This is a genomic window from Streptomyces sp. NPDC102441, assembly GCF_044765585.1.
GTDB lineage: Bacteria > Actinomycetota > Actinomycetes > Streptomycetales > Streptomycetaceae > Streptomyces.
This window is the reverse complement of record NZ_JBIWKH010000006.1, coordinates 207,591-223,232: the sequence shown is the minus strand read 5'-3', so window position 1 is coordinate 223,232 and position 15,642 is coordinate 207,591. Positions and strand designations below refer to the sequence as shown.

At 71.9% G+C, this 15,642-nt stretch carries 12 protein-coding genes; 10 read left to right on the top strand and 2 right to left on the bottom strand.

Translation table 11 applies throughout. The features are described 5' to 3' along the window. Nucleotides 1–51: 51 nt before the first annotated feature. From lpdA to ACIREO_RS15120, 6 genes are all read left to right on the top strand, one after another. A complete protein-coding gene (gene lpdA, locus ACIREO_RS15145; protein WP_404109308.1) occupies nt 52–1,440 on the top strand; it encodes a dihydrolipoyl dehydrogenase in 1,389 nt (462 codons plus the stop codon). Between the two features lie 56 nt (nt 1,441–1,496). Continuing rightward, complete coding sequence (gene sucB / locus ACIREO_RS15140; protein ID WP_404109306.1) at nt 1,497–3,278, top strand: 2-oxoglutarate dehydrogenase, E2 component, dihydrolipoamide succinyltransferase; 1,782 nt, start codon at nt 1,497–1,499, stop codon at nt 3,276–3,278. 148 nt (nt 3,279–3,426) lie between these two features. Continuing rightward, on the top strand, nt 3,427–4,050 hold the full coding sequence (locus tag ACIREO_RS15135) for a GntR family transcriptional regulator (protein WP_404109304.1): 624 nt from the start codon (nt 3,427–3,429) through the stop codon (nt 4,048–4,050). A 270-nt stretch (nt 4,051–4,320) separates the two neighbouring features. Continuing rightward, nucleotides 4,321–6,990 (top strand): pyruvate dehydrogenase (acetyl-transferring), homodimeric type, encoded by a 2,670-nt coding sequence (gene aceE, locus ACIREO_RS15130; protein ID WP_404109301.1) that lies wholly within the window; start codon nt 4,321–4,323, stop codon nt 6,988–6,990. A gap of 80 nt (nt 6,991–7,070) precedes the next feature. Next, on the top strand, nt 7,071–8,039 hold the full coding sequence (locus ACIREO_RS15125) for a helix-turn-helix transcriptional regulator (RefSeq protein ID WP_404109298.1): 969 nt from the start codon (nt 7,071–7,073) through the stop codon (nt 8,037–8,039). An 83-nt stretch (nt 8,040–8,122) separates the two neighbouring features. After that, nucleotides 8,123–8,644 carry a DUF4240 domain-containing protein gene (locus tag ACIREO_RS15120; protein WP_404109981.1) on the top strand — a complete coding sequence of 174 codons (522 nt, stop codon included), beginning with the start codon at nt 8,123–8,125 and terminating at the stop codon, nt 8,642–8,644. Between the two features lie 17 nt (nt 8,645–8,661). Here ACIREO_RS15120 and ACIREO_RS15115 read toward each other — a convergent pair whose 3' ends face one another. Beyond that, nucleotides 8,662–9,189 (bottom strand): GNAT family N-acetyltransferase, encoded by a 528-nt coding sequence (locus ACIREO_RS15115; RefSeq protein ID WP_404109295.1) that lies wholly within the window; start codon nt 9,187–9,189, stop codon nt 8,662–8,664. A gap of 75 nt (nt 9,190–9,264) precedes the next feature. On the opposite strand from ACIREO_RS15115, the gene ACIREO_RS15110 reads away from it, so the two are divergent. After that, the gene (locus ACIREO_RS15110) at nt 9,265–10,164 is read left to right on the top strand and encodes a TIGR01777 family oxidoreductase (RefSeq protein ID WP_404109292.1); all 900 of its coding nucleotides are present in this window, start codon (nt 9,265–9,267) and stop codon (nt 10,162–10,164) included. A 185-nt stretch (nt 10,165–10,349) separates the two neighbouring features. Then, complete coding sequence (locus ACIREO_RS15105) at nt 10,350–11,663, top strand: NAD(P)/FAD-dependent oxidoreductase (protein WP_404109289.1); 1,314 nt, start codon at nt 10,350–10,352, stop codon at nt 11,661–11,663. Between the two features lie 8 nt (nt 11,664–11,671). Here the strand turns inward: ACIREO_RS15105 and ACIREO_RS15100 are convergent, their stop codons facing one another. Further along, nucleotides 11,672–13,300, bottom strand: a complete 1,629-nt coding sequence (locus ACIREO_RS15100; protein WP_404109286.1) for a regulator — start codon at nt 13,298–13,300, stop codon at nt 11,672–11,674. Between the two features lie 313 nt (nt 13,301–13,613). Here ACIREO_RS15100 and lipB point away from each other — a divergent pair, with 313 nt between their 5' ends. Both lipB and lipA read left to right on the top strand, forming a co-directional pair. Next, complete coding sequence (gene lipB, locus ACIREO_RS15095) at nt 13,614–14,423, top strand: lipoyl(octanoyl) transferase LipB (RefSeq protein WP_404109284.1); 810 nt, start codon at nt 13,614–13,616, stop codon at nt 14,421–14,423. Nucleotides 14,424–14,534: 111 nt separating this feature from the next. Further along, entirely contained in the window at nt 14,535–15,503 is a 969-nt protein-coding gene (gene lipA / locus ACIREO_RS15090; protein WP_404109281.1) for a lipoyl synthase, read from the top strand. Nucleotides 15,504–15,642: the final 139 nt, after the last annotated feature.

Below are 15,642 nucleotides of genomic sequence, written 5' to 3'. Positions count from 1 at the left end.
CACCCCAGCGACGGGGCCCGGCATACGGCGCACATGCATGGAGGACGTGACGTGGCGAACGACGCCAGCACCGTTTTCGACCTAGTGATCCTCGGCGGTGGTAGCGGCGGTTACGCCGCGGCCCTGCGCGGAGCTCAGCTGGGCCTGGACGTCGCACTGATCGAGAAGGGCAAGGTCGGCGGCACCTGCCTGCACAACGGCTGCATCCCCACGAAGGCGCTGCTGCACGCCGGCGAGATCGCCGACCAGGCCCGCGAGGCCGAGCAGTTCGGCGTGAAGGCCACCTTCGAGGGCATCGACATGGAGGCCGTCCACAAGTACAAGGACGACGTGATCTCGGGCCTGTACAAGGGTCTGCAGGGTCTCATCGCCTCGCGCAAGGTGCACTACATCGAGGGTGAGGGCCGGCTTTCGTCGCCCACCTCGGTGGATGTCAACGGCCAGCGCGTCCAGGGCCGGCATGTGCTGCTGGCGACCGGCTCCGTGCCGAAGTCGCTGCCCGGCCTGGAGATCGACGGCAACCGCGTCATCTCCTCGGACCACGCGCTGAAGCTGGACCGCGTGCCGAAGTCCGCGATCGTTCTGGGCGGCGGCGTCATCGGCGTCGAGTTCGCCTCGGCGTGGAAGTCCTTCGGCAGCGACATCACCATCGTCGAGGGCCTGAAGCACCTGGTCCCGGTCGAGGACGAGAACAGCTCCAAGCTTCTCGAGCGCGCGTTCCGCAAGCGCGGCATCAAGTTCAACCTCGGCACCTTCTTCGACAAGGCCGAGTACACGCAGGACGGCGTGCGGGTGACCCTCGCCGACGGCAAGGCCTTCGAGGCGGAGGTGCTGCTGGTCGCGATCGGCCGTGGCCCGGTCTCGCAGGGTCTCGGCTACGAGGAGGCCGGTGTCGCGATGGACCGCGGCTACGTCCTCGTCGACGAGTACATGCAGACCAACGTCCCGACGATCTCGGCCGTCGGCGACCTGGTCCCGACCCTCCAGCTCGCGCACGTCGGCTTCGCCGAGGGCATCCTGGTGGCGGAGCGGCTCGCCGGACTCAAGACCGTGCCGGTCGACTACGACGGCGTGCCGAAGGTGACGTACTGCCACCCCGAGGTCGCCTCCGTCGGCATCACCGAGGCCAAGGCCAAGGAGATCTACGGTGCGGACAAGGTCGTCGCGCTCAAGTACAACCTCGCGGGCAACGGCAAGAGCAGGATCCTGAAGACCGCGGGCGAGATCAAGCTCGTCCAGGTCAAGGACGGTGCGGTGGTCGGCGTCCACATGGTCGGTGACCGTATGGGCGAGCAGGTCGGCGAAGCCCAGCTGATCTACAACTGGGAAGCGCTGCCGGCCGAGGTCGCGCAGCTCATCCACGCCCACCCGACGCAGAACGAGGCGATGGGCGAGGCCCACCTGGCCCTGGCCGGCAAGCCTCTCCACTCCCACGACTGATCCAGTCCCGGGGACGACCGACCACTTCCGCACTTTCGTAAGGAGCAACTGAAACCATGTCGGTTTCCGTAACCCTTCCGGCGCTCGGCGAGAGCGTCACCGAGGGCACCGTCACCCGCTGGCTGAAGGCCGAGGGCGAACACGTCGAGGCCGACGAGCCGCTGCTCGAGGTCTCGACCGACAAGGTCGACACCGAGATCCCCGCGCCCGCCTCGGGCACCCTCGCGTCCATCAAGGTCGCCGAGGACGAGACCGTCGAGGTCGGCGCCGAGCTGGCCGTCATCGACGACGGTTCGGGCGCACCTGCCGCCGAGGCTCCGGCCGCCGAGCCGGAGGCCGCTCCGGCTCCGGCCGAGGAGGCTCCGGCCCCCGCCGCCGAGGCCCCGGCCGCTGAGGCCCCCGCCGCCGAGGCTCCCGCCGCCGCTCCGGCCGGTGGCGCCTCCGGTACGGACGTCACCCTCCCGGCGCTCGGCGAGAGCGTCACCGAGGGCACCGTCACCCGCTGGCTGAAGGAGGTCGGCGAGGAGGTCGCGGAGGACGAGCCCCTGCTCGAGGTCTCCACGGACAAGGTCGACACCGAGATCCCCGCCCCGGTCGCCGGCGTGCTGCTGGAGATCGTCGTCGGCGAGGACGAGACCGCCGAGGTCGGCGCCAAGCTCGCCGTCATCGGCGCTCCGGGTGCCGCTCCGGCCGCCGCTCCGGCAGAGGCCGCCCCGGCTCCTGCCGCGGCCCCGGCCGAGGCCGCCCCGGCTCCTGCCGCCCCCGCACCGGCTGCTCCGGCTCCGGCTCCCGCCGCCCCGGCCGCCCCTGCTCCGGCACCGGCCGCGCCCGCCGCTCCGGCACCGGCACCGGCACCGGCCGCGCCGGCAAAGCCCGCCGCTCCGGCACCGGCCGCGCCTTCCGGCGACGACGGCGCGTACGTCACGCCGCTGGTCCGCAAGCTCGCCGCCGAGAACGGCGTCGACCTGGGCTCGGTCAAGGGCACCGGCGTCGGTGGCCGTATCCGCAAGCAGGACGTCGTAGCCGCCGCGGAGGCCTCCAAGGCCGCCGCTGCCGCTCCGGCTCCGGCCGCCGCTGCCCCGGCGGCCAAGGCCGCGCCGAAGCTCGAGGCGTCCCCGCTGCGCGGTCAGACGGTCAAGATGACCCGCATGCGCAAGGTCATCGGCGACAACATGATGAAGGCCCTGCACTCGCAGGCGCAGCTGACCACGGTTCTCGAGGTCGACATCACGAAGCTGATGAAGCTGCGCAACCAGGCGAAGGCTTCCTTCGCCGCCCGTGAGGGCGTCAAGCTGTCCCCGATGCCGTTCTTCGTGAAGGCGGCGGCCCAGGCGCTGAAGGCCCACCCGGTCGTCAACGCCCGGATCAACGAGGACGAGGGCACGATCACGTACTTCGACTCGGAGAACATCGGCATCGCCGTGGACGCCGAGAAGGGTCTGATGACCCCGGTCATCAAGGGTGCGGGCGACCTGAACATCGCCGGTATCGCGAAGAAGACCGCCGAGCTGGCCGGCAAGGCCCGCGGTGGCGGCCTGACCCCGGACGACATGTCCGGCGCGACCTTCACCGTCAGCAACACCGGTTCGCGCGGTGCGCTGTTCGACACGGTCATCGTGCCGCCGAACCAGGCGGCCATCCTGGGCATCGGTGCCACGGTCAAGCGCCCGGCGGTCATCGAGACCGCCGAGGGCACCGTCATCGGCGTCCGTGACATGACCTACCTCTCGCTCTCCTACGACCACCGTCTGGTGGACGGCGCGGACGCCGCCCGTTACCTGACGACGGTCAAGGCGATCCTCGAGGCGGGCGAGTTCGAGGTCGAGCTCGGCCTCTGAGCCGTACAGCTGTAACCAGCCTCACCAGCGGCGCCCCCGTCCGGAACACTTCCGGGCGGGGGCGCCGCCGTATTGTCTAGACACCACCGGTCGCCCCAGGCAGCCGTATTGGTGGAGAGCAGTACCGGTTTGCCCGAAGGAGCCCCTCATGACCCCGCCCGTCGTCCACTCGCTGCGCGAACAGATCCGCGAGCACATCGTGGAAGGGATAGTCAGCGGGCGCTGGAAGCCGGGGGAGCGGATCGTGGAGCGCCGTATCGCCACCGAGCTCGAGGTCAGCCAGACGCCCGTGCGCGAGGCGCTGCGGGAGCTGGAGACGCTGCGGCTGATCGAGTCGGCGCCCAACAAAGGTGTCCGGGTACGCAATCTCACCGCGGCCGATCTGGAGGAGAGCTACCCCGTGCGGGCCGGCCTCGAGCAGATCGCGGCGGAGCTGGCGGCCCCCGCGCTCGGCGAGGACTGCTCGCGGCTCGCCCCGCACGTGGCGGCGCTGTACGAGGCGGACCGGCTGGCCGACGGCGAGGCGCAGGTGCGGCACACGGTGGCCTTCCACCGGGAGATGGTGCGCGCCGCCGGGAACGCCGTGCTGCTGCACACCTGGGAGGGGCTGGGCATCGAGGTGTTCACAGCCCTGTCGATCCGCTGGCTGGGCACCGTGCAGAAGTCGTACGCGGAGGAGCACGAGGCTCTCATCGAGGCGTTCCTCCGCCGGGACCCGCAGATCGCCGTGATGGTGAAGGAACACGTCCTCGGGTGCGCGCCGCGCGCCTGAGGACCGGCGCCGGGCGGGCGGGCACATCTGGGGCGGGAGCCGCTCGAACGTGCAGGTCATCGCCCGTTTCGCCCCCTTGATCCCGTCACTCCGTGCCCCGTTTCGCGGCACCGCATGCCACTTTTCTTCATATCGAGAAGTTTTGCCCTTCACCCTTTGATCGATCATCGATCGGAGACTTACAGTTCAGTCGCGGGCCCACCGGCCCCATCGCCCTGTCCTGCCAGCCAGGGACTTCTCCACCCCCTCCCACTCCGGAAGGCGGCGATCATGACCGACCCCGTAGCAAAGCTTCCGAGCGAGCTCGACCAGCTCCCGGACCGCGACCCCGAGGAGACCGCCGAATGGGCGGCCTCCCTGGACGCCGTCACCAAGGCCGCGGGCCCGCACCGCGCCGCGTACCTGATGCGGCGTTCGCTCCAGCACGCCGAGGGCGCCGGCATCGCGCTGCCCAAGCTGCTGGAGAGCGATTACGTCAACACCATCCCCACCTCCGCCGAGCCCACGTTCGACGGCGACCTGGAGATGGAATCGAAGATCACCGCGTGGAACCGCTGGAACGCGGCCGCGATGGTCACCCGTGGCGCCCGGTACGGCGTCGGAGGCCACATCGCCACGTTCGCCTCGGCGGCCTGGCTGTACGAGACCGGCTTCAACCACTTCTTCCGCGGCAAGGAAGGTGACGGCTCCGGCGACCAGCTCTACATCCAGGGCCACGCCTCGCCCGGCATCTACGCCCGCGCCTTCCTCGACGGACGCCTCAGCGAGCAGCAGCTCGACAACTTCCGCCAGGAGTCGGGGGGCGACGGCCTGCCGTCCTACCCGCATCCGCGGCGGCTGCCCTGGCTGTGGGAGTTCCCCACCGTCTCGATGGGCCTCGGCCCGCTCTCGGCGATCTACCAGGCGCGCTTCAACCGTTATCTGACCAACCGCAACATCAAGGACACGTCGAACTCGCACGTCTGGGCGTTCCTGGGCGACGGCGAGATGGACGAGCCCGAGTCGACCGCCGCCCTCGCCCTCGCGGCCCGTGAGCAGCTCGACAACCTGACCTTCGTCATCAACTGCAACCTGCAGCGTCTCGACGGCCCGGTCCGCGCCAACTTCCGCGTGGTCCAGGAGCTGGAGGGCGCCTTCCGCGGAGCCGGCTGGAACGTCATCAAGACGCTCTGGGGCAACGCCTGGGACGAGCTGTTCCAGCTGGACACCACGGGCGCGCTGATCCGCCGCCTCCGCGAGGTCCCGGACGCGCAGTTCCAGACGTACGCGACGCGCGACGTGGCCTACATCCGCGAGCACTTCTTCGGCGCCGAGCCGGCCCTCGCCGAGCTGGCGAAACTCCTGAGCGACGCGAAGATCGCCGAGTGTTTCTACAGCTCCCGCGGCGGCCACGAGGCCCGCAAGGTGTACGCGGCCTACCGCGCGGCCGTCGAGCACAAGGGCGCGCCGACCGTGATCCTGGCCCAGACGGTGAAGGGCTACACGCTCGGCAAGGGCTTCGAGTCCAAGAACGCCAACCACCAGATGAAGAAGCTGTCGATCGACGAGTTCAAGGGCATGCGCGAGCTGCTCGGCCTCCCGATCCCGGACAGCGCCTTCGAGGACGGGCTGGTTCCCTATGGCCACCCGGGCGCCGACTCCCCCGAGGTCCGCTACCTCCAGGAGCGCCGTGCCGCCCTCGGTGGTCCGGCCCCCGCCCGCCGGGTGCACGCCGCCGCGCTGCCCCAGCCGGAGGACCGCGCCTTCAAGGCCCTGTACAAGGGGTCCGGCAAGCAGGAGATGGCCACCACCATGGCGTTCGTCCGCCTGGTGAAGGACCTGATGCGGGACAAGGAGACCGGCAAGCGCTGGGTTCCGATCGTCCCGGACGAGGCCCGTACCTTCGGTATGGAGTCGCTGTTCCCGTCGGCCGGCATCTACTCCCCTATGGGCCAGACGTACGACCCGGTCGACCGCGACCAGCTGATGTACTACAAGGAGGCCAAGGACGGCCAGATCCTCAACGAGGGGATCACCGAGGCCGGCGCCATGGCCGACTTCATCGCCGCCGCTTCGTCGTACGCGACGCACGGCGAGACGATGATCCCGTTCTACATCTTCTACTCGATGTTCGGCTGGCAGCGGACCGGCGACCAGATGTGGCAGCTCGCCGACCAGCTCGGCAAGGGCTTCATCGTCGGCGCCACCGCCGGCCGTACGACGCTGACGGGTGAGGGCCTCCAGCACGCGGACGGCCACTCGCACCTGATCGCGTCCACGAACCCGGCTTCGCTCAACTACGACCCGGCGTTCGCGTACGAGATCGCGGTGATCGTCAAGGACGGTCTGCGGAGGATGTACGGCCCCGAGGCCGAGAACATCTTCTACTACCTGACGGTCTACAACGAGCCGAAGCAGCAGCCCGCGATGCCCGAGGGCGTCGAGGACGGCATCGTCAAGGGTCTGTACCGCTTCAAGGAGGGTGTGCCCGCCGCGGCGGACGCTCCGCGTCTCCAGCTGCTGGGTTCCGGTACGGCGATCCACTGGGTCCTGAAGGCCCAGGAGCTGCTGGCCGCCGACTGGGGTGTCACGGCCGACGTCTGGTCCGCCACCTCATGGGGCGAGCTGCGCCGCGACGCCCTGGAGTCCGACGAGGCACTGCTCCGCGGCGAGGAGCGGGTGCCCTACGTGGCCCAGGCGCTCTCCGGTGCGCCGGGCCCGGTCCTCGCGGTCAGCGACTGGATGCGCGCGGTCCCGGACCAGATCAGCCAGTGGGTGGAGCAGGACTGGTCCTCCCTGGGCACGGACGGCTTCGGCCTCTCCGACACCCGGGAGGGCGCACGGCGCCACTTCGGCGTGGACGCCGAGTCCGTCGCGGTCGCCGCGCTGGCCCAGCTGGCCCGCCGTGGTGAGATCCCGGCCTCGAAGGTCAAGGAGGCCCGGGAGAAGTACGGGCTCTGAGTCCCCGCGCGGAGGCGGGTGCCGGGTCTCCCGGTGCCCGCCCCGCCGTACTCACCGGGCCCGCCCCCACAATGGGGGCCATGCGTGCTGCCCGGCTGATCAAGATGGTGCTGCTCCTGCAGTCCCGCCCCTCCATGACCGCCGCCGAGCTGGCGGCGGAACTGGAGGTGTCGGAGCGCACCGTGACCCGGGACGCCCAGGCGCTCTCCGAAGCGGGTGTGCCCGTGTACGCCGACCGCGGCCGGAACGGCGGCTACCGGCTCGTGGGCGGCTACCGGACGCGGCTCACCGGGCTGGCCCGCCATGAGGCCGAGGCGCTCTTCCTGTCCGGGCTGCCCTCCGCTCTCCGCGAGATGGGGCTCGACGACGCCGCTTCGGCCGCGCGGCTGAAGGTCTCGGCCGCCCTGCTGCCCTCGCTGCGGGACGCCTCGCGCACCGCCGCCCGGCGTTTCCATCTGGACGCCCCCGGCTGGTACCACGATCCGGTCACTCCCGAGCTGCTGCCGGCCGTCGCGGAGGCCGTCTGGGACGACCGGCTGGTCCTGGCGCGCTACCGCCGCCGGTCCTCGGGAGAGGTGGAGCGGGAGCTGGCCCCGCACGGGCTCGTCCTGAAGGCCGGGGTCTGGTATCTCTGCGCGCGGGCCGGGGACGACTTCCGGGTGTACCGGATCGACCGGTTCACCGCCGTCGCCGTGTCGGAGGCCCGTTTCGTACGGGACGAGGACTTCGACCTGCCGGGCTTCTGGGAGGAACGGGCCGCTCAGTTCGCCCGGTCGATCCTGCGTACCGAGGTGACCGTACGGCTGTCGGAGGCAGGGGTACGACGGCTGCCGCACACCATGGACCGGGCCGCCGTCGACGAGGCGCTGGCGGGGGCCGCGGAGCCGGACGCGGACGGCCGGCGCACGGTCGTCCTGCCGGTCGAGTCCGCCGAGGTGGCGTACAGCCAGCTGCTGGCCCTCGGGCCCGAGGTGGAGGTCCTGGCCCCGGCCGCCCTGCGCGAACGCTTTGCCGATACCGCCGAACGACTGCGCGACCTCTATCGCTGAAGTGGCCCGGAAGTGACGTCGAAGGCTGCAATTCGGTGTCTGGGCGTGCGTCGCCTGCCGCCGGGGCAGATGCTGGACCCGTGATGGACGAGACGGAGTTCTGGGAGATCATCGACGGCACCCGCGAGGCCGCCGAGGGCGACCCCGAGGAGCACGCCGACCTGCTCGTCGAACGGCTGGTGCGGCTCGATCCCGATTCCGTGCTGGATTTCGCCAGGCACTTCGAGGCCCGTTACAACCGCGCCTACCGCTGGGACCTGTGGGGCGCGGCGGCCGTACTGCTCGGCGGGGCGAGCGACGACGCCTTCGACGACTTCCGGTGCTGGCTGATCGCGCAGGGCCGCGAGGTCTTCGAGGGCGCGATGCACGACCCGGACAGCCTGGCCGAGCTGCTGGACGACTTCGACGAGGAGCTCGACGGCGACGGCGAGGACATCGGCTACGCCGCCGACGAGGCCTACGAGCAGCTCACCGGCGTGGTCGCCCCCGACCTGGGACTGCCGCCGCAGCCGGCGGGACCCGCGGGCACGCCCTTCGGCCTCGATGACGACGCGGCGCTGGCGGATCGCTATCCGGCCCTCCGGGAACGCTTCGGCCCGGTCTGACCCCGGGCCCCCGCTTCTCAGCCGGGGAGCGAACGGCCCATCAGTACGTCGTCGACGTACCGCCCGCCCAGGAAGAACTCCCCGGGCAGTACGCCCTCGACCGCGAAGCCCTCCGCCGCGTAGAGCGCCTGCGCCGCGGTGTTGTGGGCGAGCACCCGCAGGGTGAGCCGTCCGGCGCCCTGCCGCCGCGCCTCGGCGTACGAGGCCCGCAGCAGCGCCCGCGCGACGCCTTGGCGCCTGGCCCAGTCGGCGACGGCGAGACCTTGTATCTGGCGGACGTGGGCGTTGCAGGCGAGCGGGGTCGGGCGGGCCAGCCGGACGTACCCGGCCAGGCACGTTCCGCCCGAGCCGGTGACCGCCTCGGCCACCAGGTGGTCGCCGGGCCGGTGCCGGTCGTCGAAGAACGGCTCGTACGGCGGCTGCGGCCTCGGCTGCACGGCGTGCAGGGTCGACCAGGTGGCCCGGTCGAGCTCCCCGAGGGCGGTCCCGTCCCCGGGCTCGGCGGGACGGACGGGGCGGAGGGACCGGAATCGCGGCGCGGACATGCGCGCAACTGTGCCATGCGTGTCCGCACGTCGGTCTCCCGCGTGACCCGGGGCCGATGGGGCAGGATGGACGTCATGCTGCGTTCCCGAATCGCCGTCAGCGGATCGACCGGACTCATCGGAGCGGCGCTCGTGCGCTCGCTGCGTGCCGACGGGCACGAGGTGGTGCGCCTGGTGCGCCGCCCGGCCGCCACCGGTGACGAGGTGGAGTGGGACCCGAAGCGCCAGTACGTCGATGCGGCGGGCCTGGTCGGCTGTGACGCGGTCGTCCACCTCGCCGGTGCGGGGGTCGGGGACCACCGGTGGACCGAGGCGTACAAGCGGGAGATCCGTGACAGCCGGGTTCTGGGTACGGCGGCCGTCGCCGAGGCTGTCGCGTCCCTGGACACCCCGCCGAAGGTGCTGCTGTCCGGGTCCGCCGTCGGGTTCTACGGCGACACCGGCGACCGTGCCGTCGACGAGAGCGCGCCGCCCGGTGAGGGCTTCCTGCCGTCCGTGTGTGTGGAGTGGGAGGAGGCCACGGCTCCCGCCGAGGAGGCGGGCGTGCGCACGGTGCACGCGCGGACCGGTCTGGTGGTCTCCCGGCGGGGCGGGGCGTGGGGGCGGCTCTTCCCGCTGTTCAAGGCGGGTCTCGGCGGGCGGATGGGGAACGGCCGGCAGTACTGGAGCTTCATCGCGCTGCACGACCACATCGCGGCGATGCGGCACATCCTGGACACCGAGGCGCTGTCCGGTCCGGTGAACCTGACGGGCCCCTCCCCCGTCACCAACGGCGAGGTGACGGCCGCCATGGGGCGGGTGCTGCGGCGTCCGACCCTGTTCACCGCCCCGGCGCCCGCGCTGAAGGCCGCGCTCGGGGAGTTCTCCGGGGACGTCCTGGCCAGCCAGCGGGTGCTGCCCGGCCAACTTCTCGACTCGGGCTTCGCGTTCGCCTTCCCCGGCATCGACGACGCCATCCGCGCCGCACTGCGCTGACCACGGCCCGGCGCTCCCCCGGACCCGACGCCGGGCCGCCGTGCGACCCCGTGCACCGGTGCCCGGGGTGCGCGCGACTGCGCCTCTCTCGGCCATACACCTAGCCTCATCCCGAACTCGGGCATTCCGGGGGCCGGTTGGGGGCAATACCTCCCCACCAGTCGCACCGACTCGGGGAGGGGCACGTGATCGGGGCACACACAGCAGACCACGCGGATGTGGTCATCATCGGGGCCGGGATCGCCGGCCTGTCGGCGGCCCACCAGCTTATCGGCGCAGGGGTGGGCGTCAGCGTCCTGGAGGCCGCCGCGCAGGTGGGCGGCAGGATGGCCACCCATGATGTGGACGGGTTCCGGCTCGACCACCTGGGCCCGCTGCTCAGTTCCGCGTATCCGGAGCTGAGCACCACCCCGGGGCTCGAAGGCCTGGTACTGCGGGACTTCGCCCCCGGGGTACTCGTCCACAGCAGGGGGCGGCAGTACCGCGCAGGGGACGTGCGGAGCGCGCGGGGCGCATTCCGTGCCGTGCGCTCCAGGCCGAGCGCCCCTCGCGCACCTCTGGGCGGGGCCATCGAACAGGCCAGACTCGGTGCCTGGCTCGCCCGTCTCGCCGCCACTCCGGAGTCCCGGATCCTGGCCCGGCCCGACAGGGCCGTCGTCGACGCGCTGCCGGCGCGCGGTCTCCCGCACCGGACGGTCGGCGGATTCCTGCGCCCCCTGCTCTCCGCGCTGCTCGGCGATCCCGGCCTCACCACGTCCAGCCGCATGGCCGACCTCACCCTCCGGGACTACGCGCGCGGCCGGCTCTGTGTGCCCTCGGGCGGTTCCGCGACGCTGCCCGAGCTGCTGGCGGCCGCCCTGCCTCCCGGGACCGTACGCACCGGGGTCCATGTGACCGCGGCCGACATCACCTCCGTACGCACCAAGGAGCACGGCGAGCTCGGCTGCCGGTCGCTCCTGCTGGCCACCGGAGCGGGCGCAGCCGCCGAACTCCTGCCGGGCCTGCGGATGCCCGCGTTCCATCCGGTGACCGTGCTGCACCACGCCGCCGGGGAGGCTCCGGCGACCGGGGGCAGTCTGCTGCTGGACGCGGACCGCTCGGGGCCGGTCGCGCACACCGCCGTGATGAGCGAGGTCGACCCCTCGCGCGCCCCGCGCGGCCGGACCCTGATCAGCTCCACGGTGCTCGGCCCTCCGCCGGGGGACCTCGACGGCGAGGTACGCGCGCACCTGGCCACGCTGTACGGCACGCCCACCGACGACTGGGAGCTGCTGGCCGCCCACCACGACCCGGAGGCGGTCCCCGCCATGCCGCCACCGCACGATCCGCACCGGCCCGTCCGGCTGCTCGCCGGGCTGTACGTGTGCGGCGACCACCGCGACACCAGCACGGTCCAGGGCGCGCTCCGCTCCGGCAGGCGCGCAGCCTCGGCGATCCTCACGGACCTGGGGGTGCGCCGACGGCAGCCCGACGGGACGGAGCTGCCCGCCGCCGCGTAGGCCGTCGGTCAGCCCAGCGCGGCGACCCGGTCGCGGTATCCCCGCACGGCGACGGCGTCGCGGTACGGCTCCAGGCGGCGCTCGAAGTCCCGTACGTACTCCGTCGCGCGCACCGACCGCATCTCCGCCGCCTGCTGGGCCGCCTCGGCGCCCAGCAGGCACGCCTGGTCCAGCTCACCGAGCCCGAGCCGCGCGGAGGCGAGCACCACCCGGCAGAACAGCCGGCTCCGGGCGTACGCCGGAGCGCGCAGCTGGAGCGACCGCTCGGCGTGCTGGGCGGCGACGCGGTACTGCTGCAGATCGCGGTGGCAGTGGCCGAACTCGTCGGCGAGCTGCGCCTCGTCGAAGTAGCGGGCCCAGTGCGGCACGTCGTCCCCGGGCCGGGAGATCCCCAGCGCGCGTTCCGCCCGTACGAGCCCGGCGACGCAGGGCCTGGTCTCCCCCAGGACGCCGTGTCCGCGCGCCTCGACCGAGTGCAGCAGGGCCATGACGACGGGCGGCGCGGAGGAGCCGATGCCCTGCTGGGCGACGCGCGCCAGCTGGACGGCTTCCCTGCCGTGCCCGAGGTAGACCGCCTGCCGGCTCATCGTGATCAGGACGAAGGCGCCGTAGGCCCGGTCCCCGGCCGCCTGGGCGAGCCGCAGCGCCTGGACGAAGTAGCGCTGGGCGAGGCCGTGCGCCGCGATGTCGTACGAGGTCCATCCGGCGAGCCGGGTCAGATCGGCCACGGCGGAGAACAGCCGGCGGCCCAACGTCTCGCCGTAGCTCCCGCGGAGCATGGGCTCGGCCTCGTGCTCCAGATACCGCACGAGGGCCTGCCTGGCGTGGCCGCCGCCGTAGGCGTTGTCCAGCGTGCGGAAGAGCTCGCCCACCGAGCGCAGGGCGGCGACGTCCCCGCTGCCGACCCGCTGGCCCGCGCCGCGCTCGGTCTGCCGCTGGCGCGGGACGCCCAGGAGCGGTGGCACGGGAGCGGACGGGCGGGAGGGGACGGGCCCACGGGTGGCTCCGGCCCGTGCGCCGTTGGCGCCCGCCCCATGCGTCAGGCCGGGAGCGCCGGGCACCTGGAGGGTGCCGGCCCCGTTGGCCTGATGGAGCCCGTGCGGGGCCCGGGGCCCTTGGCCCTCGGCGGGCGTACGGGGGGAGGGCAGTCCGGTGGCGCCGTTCACGCGTTCCGGCGGCTCACCGCGGCCGACCCATTCGTCGGCCCGCCCGATCAGCCAGTCCCTGCTGGGGACGACCAGTCCGGCGGGCGTGAACGCGATCTTGCGCAGCTCCGCATGGCTGCCCGAGTCCTTGCGCCACAGCCCGCTGACGATGTCGACGGCCTCGGCGGGCGTGGCCGCGAACTCCAGGCCGGCGTAGACGGGCGCACAGGCGTCCAGGCCCAGGTCCTGGGCGGAGAGCCTGCGTCCGAGCCGTCTGGTGAAGACCTCGGCGATCAGCGCGGGGGTGGTGCCCCGGGGCTGCTGGCCGCGTAGCCAGCGGGTCACCGAGGTCTTGTCGTATCGCAGGTCGAGCCCGTGTTCGAGGCCGAGCTGGTCCACCCGGCGGGCCAGGCCCGCATGGGAGAACCCGGCCTCCGCGATGAGGGCAGCGAGCCGCCGGTTCGGGGTGCGCTGCGGAGGTCGTTCCGACATCAGCTGTAAGGTCTCCTGCCTTCGGCGCCGGGCGAGCAGCCCTCACGGGTTCCCCCACGATTGGGAGCGGGCGAGCCCGGTATGGAACGGCGCGAACTTAACCGCCCCGGCGGCAGGGCCGACGACCTTCGCTCCACGTTCATCCGATCGTGTGAGGATTGCCGGATCGCTGACGGGAAGCGCCCGGTCCGTAACCTGCCGGACTCCTTGTTCCGGAGCGGTCGTACAGTGGATCGGGGCGCATACGCATGGTGACGCGGCTCCGGGGACACCCCCCGGGGCCCTTTGGCGCCGCGAGCAGAAAGGCACCCGAGTGAGTGAGCTGCGGTTCGTCCGTCTGGGATTCGGCGAGGACCGGGTCGACTACCAGGAGGCCTGGCAGAAGCAGCGCGAGGTGCATGCCGCCCGGTTCGAGGACACGGTCCCCGACACCTGCCTGCTCCTCGAGCACCCGTCCGTCTATACGGCGGGGCGGCGCACGACGGAGAGCGAGCGTCCGCTGGACGGCACCCCCGTCATCGACGTCGACCGCGGCGGGAAGATCACCTGGCACGGTCCCGGGCAGCTCATCGGCTACCCGATCCTCAAGCTGCCCCGCCCGGTGGACGTGGTCGCCCATGTCCGCCGCCTGGAGGACGCCCTGATCCGCACGGCCGCCGAGTTCGGCGTGGAGACCAGCCGCGTGGAGGGCCGCAGCGGCGTCTGGGTCCTGGGTGACCCGGTCGAGGAGCGCCCCTCGCTCGGCGGCCTCTCCCTCGACTTCGATCCCCGGCTGCACGACGAGGAGTTCGACGCCCGGCTGAACGGCCCCGAGTACGCGCCGTCCAACGCCGGACAGCGCCGCGAGGACCGCAAGCTGGCCGCGATCGGTATCCGGGTCGCCAAGGGCGTCACCATGCACGGCTTCTCCCTGAACGTGAACCCGGACAACACCTGGTTCGACCGGATCGTGCCGTGCGGGATCCGGGACGCGGGCGTGACCTCGCTCTCGTACGAACTGGGCCGCGAGGTCACGATCGACGAGATCCTCCCGGTCGCCGAGAGGCATCTGCGGGACGTTCTGGAGAACGCGGAGCTCGCGCCCCGGGTCCTCGCACCGAAGGAGCCGGCCGCCACCGCGTAGGGAATAGGCCCGCTCGGCCACAGGTTGGCCAGACGCAAGGCCGTTCTAACCACGGGCGTACCCTGGTGTTCGCCGAAGAATCCAATGCAGCGAAAGCAAAGGGGTGCCGGAGTGTCCGGTGTCGCACCCGACGGGCGCAAGATGCTGCGCCTGGAGGTCCGAAACAGCCAGACCCCCATCGAGCGCAAGCCCGAGTGGATCAAAACCCGGGCGAAGATGGGCCCCGAGTACACGAAGATGCAGGCGCTCGTGAAGAGCGAGGGTCTGCACACCGTGTGCCAGGAGGCCGGCTGTCCGAACATCTACGAGTGCTGGGAAGACCGCGAGGCCACGTTCCTCATCGGCGGTGACCAGTGCACCCGGCGCTGCGACTTCTGCCAGATCGACACGGGGAAGCCGCAGGCGCTGGACCGTGACGAGCCCCGCCGCGTGGGCGAGTCCGTCGTGACGATGGACCTGAACTACGCCACGATCACCGGCGTCGCACGCGACGACCTGGAGGACGGCGGCGCGTGGCTGTACGCGGAGACCGTGCGCCAGATCCACGCCCAGACCGCGGAGCGCGAGGGCGGCGCCACGAAGGTGGAGCTGCTCATCCCCGACTTCAACGCGGAGCCCGCGCAGCTCGCCGAGGTCTTCTCCTCGCGCCCCCAGGTGCTCGCGCACAACGTCGAGACGGTGCCGCGGATCTTCAAGCGGATCCGGCCCGGCTTCCGTTACGAGCGCTCCCTCGACGTCATCACGCGGGCCCGCGAGGCCGGTCTGGTGACGAAGTCCAACCTGATCCTCGGCATGGGCGAGACCCGCGAGGAAGTCAGCGAGGCGCTCCAGGACCTGTACGACGCGGGTTGCGAGCTCATCACGATTACGCAGTACCTCCGGCCCTCCGCGCGGCACCATCCGGTCGAACGCTGGGTGAAGCCGCACGAGTTCGTGGAGCTGAAGGACGAGGCCGACGCGATCGGTTACTCCGGAGTCATGTCGGGACCGCTGGTGCGTTCCTCGTACCGCGCGGGGCGCCTCTTCCAGCAGGCGATGGAGCGGCGCGGCGCGACCGCCGCCGTCGCACCGGCCGTGTGAATCGGCACACAAGAAGCTACTGAGCGGTAATGCCCGCGACGGCGCGGCCCATACGTTCCCCGCAGGTCGGGGGGCCCGTATGGGCCGCGTCGGCGTGCGCGCCGACGAAATCAGAGTTTCATTGGTGTTTGACCGACCG